Raw genomic sequence first — 12,710 nt, forward strand, 5'->3', positions numbered from 1 at the left:
AGGTACAGATCATCCTGTCCCGTCCTCCCATAGAGGCAAAGTAATGGCAAACTCCGTATATTCATCTTTCTCTGAGCGTACTGCTATCTTTCCACGATGATTGAGTATGATTTCCTTGCTCAGATACAATCCGATACCTGCCGCCTCACCGGTTGTCTTCGTCGTAAAGAACGGATCGAAGATTTTCTCAAGAATACTTTGTTCAATGCCCACCCCATTGTCGTATAAGCAGATGACTGCCTGTCCGTTTCGGCTTTCCAATGACAGACCAATCTCAGCCGGATATATATTCTTGCCATACTTCTTGATTATGGCATACATGCCGTTGTTAAGAAGACTCATAATGGTTTTCCCCAGTTGCTCGGCATTTCCGTTAATGAACAATGGTGTATCGGGAAGAGAAGTCCGGACCGAAATGTGCATTTCACTGATTTCCTTCCGGTAATAACTCTCCAGCAGTTCCATGTCTTTCCGGCACAAACCCGTCAATTCTATCTTCTCCAGTTGCTTGTTACGGTCTTTCAAAACCTCCTCCATAGCCTTCAGCACACGAGTAGTATTGCTTCCGTGTTCTTCTATTTTTGCCAGGTTATCTTTCATCATGGCTATGACATCTACCGAATCCAGATAAGTGTCTTCATCCAAAAGCTTTTGTGCACTTTCCAGGTTCTGATATAAATCCTGCAATAACCCCGAAGTCAGGTGAGAAAAATTATTAATGTAATTCAACGGATTCAGGATACGGTCGATCAGCCCTTGTGTCAGTTTACCGACAGTGGCCATTTTCTCTTGTCGCACCAGATCATCTTGTGCCTGCCTCAGCTCTTTCAATGCCTCTTCCAGCTTCAGGGACTTTTCCTCTATTTCATTTTTTTGCCGCACCAACTGTCCGGTACGTTGGCCTACAAGATTCTCTAACCTTTCCTTCTCTTTCAGCAAGTTGTGCATCCGCCATTTAAACAGCAGGAACAGTATCCCTCCCAAAGTGACAGCATACAAAACGAGACTATACCACTGTAAGTAAAAAGGAGGTGACAGCGAAAAACGGAATTGTTTTATTTCGCTTATCGTACCGTAAATATCACGTGCCTGCACGCAAAACGTATATGTACCCGAAGGAAGATTGGCATATTCCTTCTCTGTCCGGTAATCCCACGAACTCCATTCCGGATCGTAACCGACCAGACGGGATCTATATTCATTGGAACCCGTGAAACAGGCCGCATCCGTGGCAAACGAGAAACGAATGGCGCGGACATCATCTCCAAAACGGGATATATCGTCGATACGTTGGTTTGCTGCCTCCGGATTTATCGGTAAATCCCCTCCCCGGTATATGGAATCGCGGTTCAGACAAACCTCACGAAGATAAATACGAGGAACAAACGGAGTAAACGCCTGTGCTTTGCCAAGATCCATCCGGATCAAACCAAAATCACCCCCAAACCAGGCTGCATTCCTTTCTTCTATATAAATTACCCGCACAACATAGTTTCGAATTGCATGCAGGCATTGGTTTAATTTCCCGGTATTGTCCTGCGAATGCGTCACTTGCAACTCTTTACCCTTCAGATTCGTTTGCCAATTGTATCCGCGGCTGTCCGTATATCCGGTCATCACTTCTTCGTTTCCCCTTGGCTGAAGGACGAAAGAAGTTCCATCTCCTTTCTGCAGATAGATTTCTCCATACATGGTTTTTGCCCATACAGAATGATCTTTTTTCACTTCCAAATGTACCACCTTCTCAATTCCGGAAACTCTCCCGACCTTCCTTGTCCGGGTAGAATACCGATAAATCCCGTCCATAGCTCCCATTAAAATATCGGTGCCATCCGCGAATGCCAACGAATAGGCTGCAACCTCTGTAAGTTTTCTCAAACGGTCATAATCCCCGACAACATATATCCCATCACTGGTAGCCGCATATAACTCTCCTTCCGGAGAAAGCACAAGTTGCCAACAAGCTTGCGTAATCCCCCTGACAGGTACAAAGACATTGTGCCTCCATACATATAACCCCTGTAAGGTGCCGGCATACAGCATCCCCTTGTAGTGGATGACTGACACGACCTCTCCTTTCAAACCTTCATAGGAAGTAAAGCGGCTGAATAAAGAAGGAGTGAATACATGAAATACCCCATTATCAGTGGCCCCCCAAAGGTTCCCCCGCCCATCGGTAGCAACAGAAGATACGGAATTGCTGCACAGACCGTTATTCTCGGTTATAGAAAGTAGTTCTTTCCCTTCACTGTCGTTCACCGACAATCCACGGCCGATATCCTCCAATGTCGTTTGCTTCTGCCACTTCTCCTGCAACTGAACCGGAAGTATCTGTGTGGGAAACAGGAGGGTATCTTCCTGAACCGTATAACATCGGCCCGATGTCGTTTTCAGGTAAATAAGTCCGTCAACTTCCGCCATATCATCCAATTCACCGAAAGAAGAAGGGTCCAGATCGGACACAATGGTTCTCAACACGACACATCCGCGTTCATCATGCTCTATCCTTCCGAATACATTATATCCTCCTGCCCATATCCTATCCCCCGAATCGCGGAACAGACGGGTGACGCGGGAAAATCCGGGCGTATAGATTGTTTCCCAACGATTGTAATCATAATGAAGAATACCCTCGAAATTGGCAAAATAAACATTCCCGCAGCTGTCACACACAACGTCGAAATTACGATTGTGCGCCTGATACACAGAAGACGGATAGTTCACAAAGAATGGAACTCCTTCTTGTGAATCCGCACATATCGGGCAAAGGCACAACATCAATAAGAGTATCTTTTTCATGGCTGGTACGTTTTTAAATAATAAGATTCAAATGGTATTTGCTTACCGACATAGTACTCCCATTCTTCCTGTGTGAAGTCGCGTCGCAATCCCTGACGGACAACAGTAGCCATATGATCGGGCGAAACGGGTATCCGGTATAACCGGCCCTGTTCGTCTCCCATAAAAATGGATGTACCATCCGGATGAAGGCAGAAAGTGTGAATCCATCCACTGCTTGTCATAATTACAGCAGATTCCGTCTTCCCTTTATGAAGATCCCATAAACGAAGCGTACAGTCATAACTGCTTGAAAACAGTTTATTCCCTTTCCGGAAAATGGCGGTGACGGCGGCCTGGTGTCCGATCAGCTTTTGCAGGACATTCCCATCTTTGTCACATATTAAAATGGTTCCTTCCCTACACCCCACGGCATACCTTTCATCAGAAAGAGAGCAAAAAGAGGTAATCCTCCCCCCTTGCGACCACCCCTCTATAAACCGGACAAATTGACCGGCAGATGAAAGCAAGGCTACTGTTCCATTCTTTAAAAAGACATAGAGGTTATCTCCTGACTTCCCGACACAAGTGACCGGATACTCCGGCTGAAAACAAAGCTGTATCTGATGGCTGATACAGTCAAAAGCATAAATACCCGTTGCAGAAATAGCTAAAAGCCGGTCGGAAGCAGCCGGAATCAATTGCCGGTATTTACCTTCAGGCAAAAGGTAAGCAGCCATACCGGCAGAGTTCACGGAGACGAGGCATCCGTCATAGGACAGGGCATACACCAGAGAATCCGAATGGATCAGCACATCCCGAAAATCATAACGGGAATCACTCAACAGAAATCCGGATGTGTACGTTTGTCCATCTCCCGACTTCCAACATATCATTTCACCGTACTTACTGACAGTGACCAATCCCGGCAGAGAATCCCGGCAAGTCTGCGGGTTTCCAATTGTTTCGTGCAACAACCTGATGCCGGTGATAGCCCCCTTGTGTCTAAACCAAAGTTGATCTTGCCTGCAAGATAAGGACAAAGCGTTGAAGACAGCCGGATGATACACATCACCATCATAGTGTTTTGTGAACTGCCAGGAAGTATATGCCAGCAACGAGGCCAGTTCCATGTTGCCGGACCGGTATTGGGTGACAGAAAGCGTACCCAATGAACGTCCCAAGGCCAGAAAAGCCAACGTATCGGCCACTCTCTTCGATTGTTCAGCCTGTAGTTGTCGTTCCATTGCCAGATTCTTCTGTTCATCCGCCAACCGATAGGCTTTCTCAGCCTCCCATTGTGCAGTAAATGCCTTTTCACGAGCTATTTCCGCCTGCTGCTGCATTTGATTAGCTTTCCGGGTCTGCGCGACAGCTTCCTGTCTTCTCTTTTCGGAAATGTCTTTTTGCTGATAGGCAATCTCCTCCATTTGCTGACTGACACGTTGGATAAGAACCGACTGCCTTTCTTTGTCCTGAAACTCCTCCAAAGACAAAGTCAGACGGTCTCTCTCCAATTCCGAATAACGATAGGCCCGGTATAAAACCAGACAAACGGTCAACAGTACACAAGGGACTGCTATGATCCAACGGATTATATTTTGGCTTAACTTGATCATCATACAGGTTCATCTTCCGATTGCGGATACTTCTTTTTAATGGTTAACCGATTCTCTTTATTGACGTAGGCATACGCCACATCATCCATCATTTCACGTACCAGAAAAATCCCCAATCCCCCTATCTCACGCTGTTCCGGCGGTAATGAAATGTCCGGATCGGCTTTAGCCAGAGGATTGAACGGAACACCTCCATCTATGAATTCCAGGACAATCTCTCCACCTTCATCCCATAAACACAGAGTCAGGTAACCGTCCGTTTCCTGCGGATAAGCATAATTGATAATATTGACTATTATCTCCTCACTTACCAAACGGAGGGCATAAGACAGGGAGGGATGTGAAGTAACTTCACGGCTATGCATCAGCATATCGAGAATTTCATCCAACCTCCCGACGACAGGGCGAAACTGAAGTAACGTCATTGCTCAGGTATTTTTTAAGATTGTGATAATTCGTCAAGGGTCTGATAGAAACGAAAAAACTTATCGAATCCGGTCATGTGCATTACGTCCTTAATCTCTTGCGACACACCGACAAGACATACATTCCTGCCTTTAGCCTTTGCCAGTTTAAAGGCGTAGAGCATAACGCGTAATCCGGCACTGGATACGTAGGAACAATTGCTGAGGTCCAACGCCACAGAATGCCCTTGCTCAATAAGAGCTACAATTTTAGTTTGTTCGTCAGCGCTTGTATTTGAATCCAAAACGGCACCAACTGGATGAATTTCATACTTTTCCATAGTTTTCTTATTTTTTAGTATTATCTGATTCGTTGAAGAGACAGTAAAGTGATATCATCGGACTGAGGATAATCTCCGGAGAAAGCCCTGACAGAGTGAAGCACCTGCGTAACGACCTCTTTCGCTGAAGTATCTTCTTGCAAAGCACCCAGAACTTCCTGCAGTTTGCCTTCCGAGAATTGTTCGCGTTTATCATTGAAGGCTTCCGTTACCCCATCGGTATACAGAAGTAGAGTATCTCCGACTCCAAACTCCAATGTATTACTTTCAAATTCAATGTCATCGAACACTCCGACCACAAAATTGGAAGCGACGGGCAAGTACGCTGCCGATCGGTTTCTCCGAAGAATAGATGGAGGGTTATGTCCGGCATTGGTATAATCCATTACACCGGTCCTACAGTTATAGATCCCATAAAAAACCGTCACAAACATAGAGTCCATACTTTCTTTGCACAGCAGCTTGTTGGCATAAGTGAGGCATTCAGCCGATGATACTCCCCGGAGAGCGGTTGCCCGAAGCAGTGTCCGGCTAACGGCCATGAACAAGGATGCGGGTACACCTTTCCCGGATACGTCGGCAATCACCAGACCTATGCGCTCGTCGTCAATCTGGAAAAAGTCGTAAAAGTCACCACCTACATCTTTGGCCGGGGTCATGGAGGCATAGATATCGACCATTCCCGCCAATTCAGGAAAAGGCGGAAAAGAACGGGGAAGAATGGTTTGCTGGATTTCTCCTGCAATGGCCAGGTCATTCTTGATAGACTCCAGTTGATTGTGTTCCTGCTGTGACTCCCGGATATAACGGACTTGTTCGATTGCTTTTTCAATAGTCCGCGACAAGTCTTCCAGATCTATCGGCTTGGTAGCAAAGTCGAATGCCCCCTTATTCATGGCAGAACGTATGTTGTCCATATCTCCATAAGCAGAGACCATAATACATTTCATCGCTGGATTTTTCAATTCATTGATCTTGGCCAGCAAGGTCAATCCATCCATCTCGGGCATATTAATATCACTCAGGATAATATCGAAATCAGGAGTTTCCAGAAGTTTCTGTAAAGCCTCCAACCCATTATGGGCAAAGGCAAACTCGTATTCACCTTTTCGTATCTGTCGCCTGAAGTACTGGGTAAGCAATACCTCTAAATCGAGTTCATCATCTACACTTAATATTTTTGCAGCCATATCTGTGATTATTTATAAATTTCAATTTTCTATTCAGACTTTTATGACGGCAAAAATAGAGAGTGCCCGACCCGGTTACAATTTTATATTTTAAACCGGAAGAATGTTTTTCCGAATGAATGCTATTGTCTTATAAGCATACAGGGCCGCGTGTCCTTGTCCCTCAAGGAAAGCAATCAAAAGACCGATCCCTCCTTTTAAAAGGAACTATAGCTTATTCGGAATTTATATTTTCAGGATAGGGCTTTTCTTTTCACTTTTGCTGTCGTAAGCTTACAAAGAATAAATAAAAACGGGCGGAACCGAAAAGCCGGAAATAGAGTAGGAAGAAAGTTCTCTTCAATACAGGAGAATAAAATATTTCTCAAGAAGAATTATGATTAAAGTAAATTTCTCGAAACCGCTGCTGATTCAATCAGTAGCTTTCAAAGATGTATTCCTTCGGATGGATGGAAATGGAATTACCCAAGCCAATGGTGCAGGTGCAGGAAAAGTAAGTTGCCAGAAAAATATGTCTCCTACCGGAGCATTTAAAGTACAAGAACAGAAAAATGGTACGTTTACCATTGAATCAGTAAAGTATCCCGGGGTATTTCTCCGCATGGACGGAAGTGGCATTCGTGGCTTTGCAGGATCGGGTGCAGGACATGTAAACTGTCAGTTTGGAGCGAGTGACTGGGAACACTTCAAGCTGCACGAACAGAACGACGGTTCATATACCATTGAATCAGTTGCCTTCCCGAATGTATTCCTCCGCATGGACGGAAATAACCGGTCGGGTAAAGAAGAAGATTTCGGTACAGTAAACTGCCAATACGGAGCAAGTACCTGTGAAAAGTTCTATTTATTGAATATGCCTGAAACAGGCAAAGTAAAAGATATGTTTAACAAATTTGCGAAATAGCAGAAGGTATTAATACATAAAAAAATCAGAAGTTATAGTTAAACCTATAGCTTCTGATTATATAATTAAGATCAAGATATTCCGGCAGGTTCTGAAGATTAGTCTTTCTTATCCAATGCCTCAAAACAAGAGTTTTTGCTCACAAACTCCGGAACAATATCTTTCATGGCAGCTACGATCTTCATCTGATCATAGGTGTAACTTACATCGATTAATTTCTGAATTCTCTCTTTCACTTCGTCATAATCATACTCACGCACAGTGGCAATCATAATCTTTTCGTGGTAAGTGGGCTTGGTCAGCTCTTTCACGTTGAGCAACTCTTCGTACAGCTTCTCACCATGGCGCAAACCGGTAAATTCAATCTTCACGTCCGTACGTCCCGAAAGGCTGATCATTCGCTTAGCCAGATCGACAATCTTCACGGGTTTACCCATATCGAAGATGTAGATTTCTCCGCCATTACCCATACTACCGGCTTCCAATACCAGACGACAAGCTTCGGGTATAGTCATGAAATAACGGATAATCTCAGGGTGAGTAACAGTTACAGGACCTCCACGCTGAATCTGATCGCGGAAACGGGGAATAACCGAACCGTTAGAGCCTAATACATTACCGAAACGAGTGGTAATGAACTGCACCGAACGAGTGCCTTCCTTCTGTAATTTTTTCGCTAATGACTGTACATAGATTTCACAGATACGCTTTGAACATCCCATTACATTGGTCGGATTGACAGCCTTATCCGTAGAAATCATCACAAATTTCTCCGAACCGAATTTAACGGCAAGATCGGCAAGCGTACGTGTACCCGACACATTAATCTGAATAGACTCCGACACGTTGTCTTCCATCATCGGCACATGCTTGTACGCGGCTGCATGAAATATGTATTGAGGCTTGTATTCACGGAAAATAGCTTCCATGCGGGTAGCGTTCGATATATCAGCAACAATCGTCTCAGCATCGATATCACGCCAACGATCTTGTAATTCCAGACGAATGTCATGTAACGGAGTCTCAGCCTGATCAATCAGGATCAACTTATATGGGTTGAAAGATGCAACCTGACGCATAATCTCACTACCAATAGAACCGGCAGCACCGGTAATCATCACTCGTTTACCTTCCAAATGGGAAGCAATCTTATGAATATCTACCTCGATAGGTTCGCGTTGCAAGAGATCTTCAATCTGTATTTCCTTCAGTTGGGTTTTATTGAGTGATTGTCCGCCCCATTCGCTCAGAGGAGGAGCGGTCAGCAACTTCACGTTATTGGAGAGCAGCGTATCAATCATGTCGGACTTTTTCAGTTTCTCCATCTTAACCGGAGAAACGATGATGGTATGCACATCACGGTCGTTCATGTTTTCAATTAGTAGTTCGTCGTTTGGAAATACCTTAGCTCCCATCATAACTTTACCAATCAACTCCGGCTCGTCGGCTATAAAACCACGAAGACGATAATGATTACGCAAATTTACACGCAGAGACTTGGCTATGTTCACTCCGGCCTCTTTGGCACCATAAATAAATACGTTAGTGGTATGACTACCATCGAAGTTGAGCACTTCAAAAAACATCTTAACTACTATACGCGAACAAGCCATCATGGCAAAATTGATCACGTACGCCATAAACAGCACGCTGATGGCACCAATCCGGACACCCAGATAAGCGTCCAGCAGAACACTCAGAATCATCAGTACTCCATAAGAGACCGTAAGCGACACAAAAATGCGCATAATGTCCACAAACGAAGAAAAGCGAAGCACATTTGAATAGGTACGGAATACCCGGAAGAAAATCAAATTAGCCACTACTGTCCAAAGAATGGTCTTATCTATCGTAGACGAATCCAGAAAAATGCTGCGAAAATCGTAACGAAGCGAATAGGCAAGCAAACAGGATGCGACAATAATAAATATGTCAATCAATAGGATAGTCCAAATGGGCAGTACCTTCGCGGAAAGATACCGATGGAAAAAATTCTGTTTCATTTGTTTTACAGTTTTTGTTTTAGGCGGTGCAAAGATACACTATTTTCACTAACCCGTGCGTTTTTATTTGACAAAATAAAGTTTTTAACACAATAAAAGTGGAATAATAGTGTAAAAAAGGGACGGAATTCTCTTCTTCCGTCCCTTTAAAATATGGATATTACATTAAGTTACTTGCCAATTCACTCAATTCGCTGCGTTCACCTTTCACCAGATTGACATGTGCAAACAGGTTCTGATCTTTCATGCGATCGATCATATACACCAGACCATTAGACTGACTGTCCAGATAAGGTTGGTCAATCTGTTGGATATCTCCGGTAAACACCATCTTGGTTCCCTCTCCGGCACGGGTGATAATAGTTTTAATTTCGTGTGGGGTCAGATTCTGTGCTTCGTCAATTATGCAGTAGGTTTCGCTAAGGCTTCGTCCGCGAATGAATGCCAAAGCCTCGATCACCAATTGCTCGCTCTTCTGCATATCTTCCAACCGCTTCACTTCGGTAGAGTTTGAGGCAAACTGACGTTTTATTACATTCAGGTTATCGAACAGGGGTTGCATATAGGGTGCTACCTTTTCGGTCGCATCTCCCGGAAGGAATCCCAAATCTTTATTGGAAAGGGCTACAATAGGACGTGCCAGCAGAATTTGTTTATATTCAGTAAGTTTTCCCAAAGCTGCGGCCAGGGCAAGCAATGTTTTACCGGTTCCGGCCTTACCTGTCAAAGCCACCAGTTTTATATCGGGATCATTCAGAATTTCGAAAGCGAAACTCTGTTCCGCATTACGCGGTTCGATTCCATAATTTTTCGTTTTATTTACCCGGCAGACCATGTGTGTAAAGGGATTGTAACGGGCAAGCACACTGCTGCGATCACTCTTAAGAATGAAACATTCGTTGGGACGAAGAATGTCCTTAAAATCAAATTCATTGATATCCAGCCCTTCTCTGGACGAGTAAATACGGTCGATCAACTCCGGTTCTATGTTTTCGAATACCTCGTTCGATTTTTCGAAAATATCGACATTCACAACCTTATCGGTGATATAGTCCTCGCAAAGTATCCCTATGGAACGGGCTTTCATCCGTAAGTTGACATCCTTAGTCACCAGGATATTTTTCATTTTCGGATACTTCCGTGCCAGAAACTCGGCTACAGCCAATATCTGATGATCCGGTTTACGGGCAGGAAACGATTCATGTACTTTAGGAGCTTCCGAATCACCTGTTATAATAAACAACTTGCCCAGTCCTTCGCCCAAAGGGGCGCCATGGGTGAACAGGCTATCGTCGGTTATTAAATCAAGTTCGCGCACAAACTCACGCGCATTGTAATTGATTTGTTCGTTACCTTTCTTGAATTTATCCAATTCTTCCAAAACAACAATCGGAAGATAAATATCATTCTCCTGAAAATTCTTCAGGCAATTGTAGTCGTGGAGAATAACATTCGTGTCGAGCACAAAATTTTTCTTTGTTCCCATGATTCTTAGATTTAAATGTTGATATTTGCAATCAAAAAGACAATCGACACCTCTGTGTTGAATTGTTGCAACTAAGATAACAAATAAAAAGGCAAACAAAAGAAGTTGCCCGTTAAATATTATAAAACATGAATTATCAGGAAACTTTAGACTACCTATACAACAGCGTTCCCATGTTCCAGCAGGTAGGAAGCAGTGCATACAAAGAGGGACTGGAAAACACCCATGCATTAGACGAATATTTGGGACATCCTCACACCACGTTTCAAAGTATCCACATCGCCGGGACTAATGGAAAAGGCTCTTGCTCACACACATTGGCAGCAATTTTGCAGTCGGCCGGATATAAAGTCGGGCTCTATACTTCGCCCCATTTAGTCGACTTCCGCGAACGTATCCGCATCAATGGCGAGACCATTTCACAAGAATACGTGATCCGTTTTGTGGAAAGCCACCGTTCTTTTTTTGAACCATTGCATCCTTCGTTCTTCGAGCTGACTACAGCCATGGCATTCCGATACTTTGCCGACCGGCATATCGACGTAGCTGTAATCGAAGTTGGACTGGGAGGACGCCTGGATTGCACCAACATCATTCATCCGGATTTGAGTATTATCACCAATATCAGTTTCGACCACATGCAGTTTCTGGGCAATACACTGGCAAAAATAGCGACAGAAAAAGCAGGTATCATAAAAAAAGGTGTACCGGTTGTCATTGGTGAAACAACCGAAGAGACTAAGCCCGTATTTTTGCAGAAAGCTCAGGAAGTGGAAGCTCCTATCATCTTCGCAGAAGAAGAACAAAGACTAAAAGGAGCAACAAAATTCAAAACTTGTACGAACAGAAAATGGACAGAATGTCCGGAAAAACACTCCAGTGCTGTACAAGCAGAAGAAGCAGAAGCTGTTTCCGGCTGGATCTACGAAAACGAGACATATCCCGAACTGGAAGGAGTATTGGGAGGTTCATATCAACTAAAAAACACAAATACACTCCTGTCTGCTCTTCCCATCCTGAGGAAGTCAGGTTATAAGATCAGTGACAATGACGTAAGAAACGGTTTCCGGCAAGTAGACCAAATGACCGGACTACAAGGACGCTGGCAAAAATTGAGAAACTCTCCCACCATCATTTGTGACACGGGACACAATGTAGCAGGTATCTCTTATATCGTAGAGCAACTAAAGCAAATGAAATATGAACGTCTCCACATGGTCATCGGTATGGTGAATGACAAAGACGTCAGTGGAGTACTGGCCTTACTGCCTAAAAATGCAGTCTACTATTTCACCAAAGCGAGCGTCAAAAGAGCTCTGTCAGAGACTCTGTTACAGCAAATCGGAGCCTCTGCCGGACTGCAGGGTAAAACTTATCCTGATGTTCAATCGGCCGTAAAGGCCGCACAAGAAAAAAGCCTCCCGGAAGACTTGATCTTCGTAGGAGGCAGTAGCTTTATTGTAGCCGACTTATTATCGTGCCGCGATACACTCGATCTCGACTAAAGCATCTTTAGGCAAGGCTTTCACGGCAACAGCCGAACGGGCGGGAAATGCGCCTTCAAAATAAGTTGCATATACCCCATTCATTCCGGCAAACAAAGACATATCCTGGAGGAAAACTGTCGTTTTTACAATATCTGACATGGTCAGACCGGCAGCCTCAAGGATATGTTTTATGTTTTCAAGAGACTGGCGGGCTTGTGCTTCCACACCGTCGGGCATCAGTCCCGTAGCTGCATCGATAGGAAGCTGACCGGAAACAAATACCATTCCATTCGCTTCAATAGCTTGACTGTAAGGACCGATAGCTCCCGGTGCCTTATCACTGCAAATTACTTTTTTCATTTTACTTGGTTTATTAATGATTGACATTTATGGTAAAGTTGATATCCTGAAGATGATAAAAAACTCCTATCAGGAAAGTTCTTATGAAAACAAAGATAAGAAAAAAATATAAGAGCTATGCAGTATTTGGCAAACAAA

Annotated in this window: 10 protein-coding genes; 2 read left to right on the plus strand and 8 right to left on the minus strand. The window is 44.1% G+C overall.

Going from position 1 to position 12,710, the window contains the following annotated elements; translation table 11 throughout:
• Positions 1-9: 9 nt before the first annotated feature.
• From ISX59_RS15040 to ISX59_RS15060, 5 genes are read right to left on the minus strand one after another with little or no spacing between them, the layout of a single operon-like run.
• Positions 10-2,799 carry an ATP-binding protein gene (locus ISX59_RS15040; RefSeq protein ID WP_220576028.1) on the minus strand — a complete coding sequence of 930 codons (2,790 nt, stop codon included), beginning with the start codon at positions 2,797-2,799 and terminating at the stop codon, positions 10-12.
• A complete protein-coding gene (locus tag ISX59_RS15045; protein ID WP_188520579.1) occupies positions 2,796-4,397 on the minus strand; it encodes a WD40 repeat domain-containing protein in 1,602 nt (533 codons plus the stop codon). Before ISX59_RS15045 ends, ISX59_RS15040 begins: the two co-directional genes overlap by 4 nt.
• Positions 4,397-4,822, minus strand: a complete 426-nt coding sequence (locus ISX59_RS15050; RefSeq protein WP_005779989.1) for an ATP-binding protein — start codon at positions 4,820-4,822, stop codon at positions 4,397-4,399. Before ISX59_RS15050 ends, ISX59_RS15045 begins: the two co-directional genes overlap by 1 nt.
• A 14-nt stretch (positions 4,823-4,836) precedes the next feature.
• Positions 4,837-5,142 (minus strand): STAS domain-containing protein, encoded by a 306-nt coding sequence (locus tag ISX59_RS15055; RefSeq protein WP_005779990.1) that lies wholly within the window; start codon positions 5,140-5,142, stop codon positions 4,837-4,839.
• 20 nt (positions 5,143-5,162) lie between these two features.
• The gene (locus ISX59_RS15060) at positions 5,163-6,332 is read right to left on the minus strand and encodes a PP2C family protein-serine/threonine phosphatase (protein ID WP_005779991.1); all 1,170 of its coding nucleotides are present in this window, start codon (positions 6,330-6,332) and stop codon (positions 5,163-5,165) included.
• A 376-nt stretch (positions 6,333-6,708) separates the two neighbouring features.
• Here ISX59_RS15060 and ISX59_RS15065 point away from each other — a divergent pair, with 376 nt between their 5' ends.
• The gene (locus ISX59_RS15065; protein WP_005806944.1) at positions 6,709-7,236 is read left to right on the plus strand and encodes a hypothetical protein; all 528 of its coding nucleotides are present in this window, start codon (positions 6,709-6,711) and stop codon (positions 7,234-7,236) included.
• Positions 7,237-7,334: 98 nt separating this feature from the next.
• Here ISX59_RS15065 and ISX59_RS15070 read toward each other — a convergent pair whose 3' ends face one another.
• Together ISX59_RS15070 and ISX59_RS15075 are read right to left on the minus strand one after the other, a co-directional pair.
• Positions 7,335-9,239, minus strand: a complete 1,905-nt coding sequence (locus ISX59_RS15070) for a nucleoside-diphosphate sugar epimerase/dehydratase (protein ID WP_005806946.1) — start codon at positions 9,237-9,239, stop codon at positions 7,335-7,337.
• Between the two features lie 160 nt (positions 9,240-9,399).
• Complete coding sequence (locus ISX59_RS15075; protein ID WP_005779995.1) at positions 9,400-10,725, minus strand: PhoH family protein; 1,326 nt, start codon at positions 10,723-10,725, stop codon at positions 9,400-9,402.
• Positions 10,726-10,853: 128 nt separating this feature from the next.
• On the opposite strand from ISX59_RS15075, the gene ISX59_RS15080 reads away from it, so the two are divergent.
• Positions 10,854-12,230 carry a folylpolyglutamate synthase/dihydrofolate synthase family protein gene (locus ISX59_RS15080; protein WP_186992751.1) on the plus strand — a complete coding sequence of 459 codons (1,377 nt, stop codon included), beginning with the start codon at positions 10,854-10,856 and terminating at the stop codon, positions 12,228-12,230.
• Here ISX59_RS15080 and ISX59_RS15085 read toward each other — a convergent pair.
• The gene (locus ISX59_RS15085; RefSeq protein WP_005806951.1) at positions 12,198-12,572 is read right to left on the minus strand and encodes a RidA family protein; all 375 of its coding nucleotides are present in this window, start codon (positions 12,570-12,572) and stop codon (positions 12,198-12,200) included. The two genes, ISX59_RS15080 and ISX59_RS15085, sit on opposite strands and share 33 nt — an antisense overlap.
• Positions 12,573-12,710 lie beyond the last annotated feature (138 nt).

The sequence above is a fragment of the Bacteroides sp. FSHCM14E1 genome (assembly GCF_019633785.1).
Taxonomy (GTDB): Bacteria; Bacteroidota; Bacteroidia; order Bacteroidales; family Bacteroidaceae; genus Bacteroides; species Bacteroides hominis.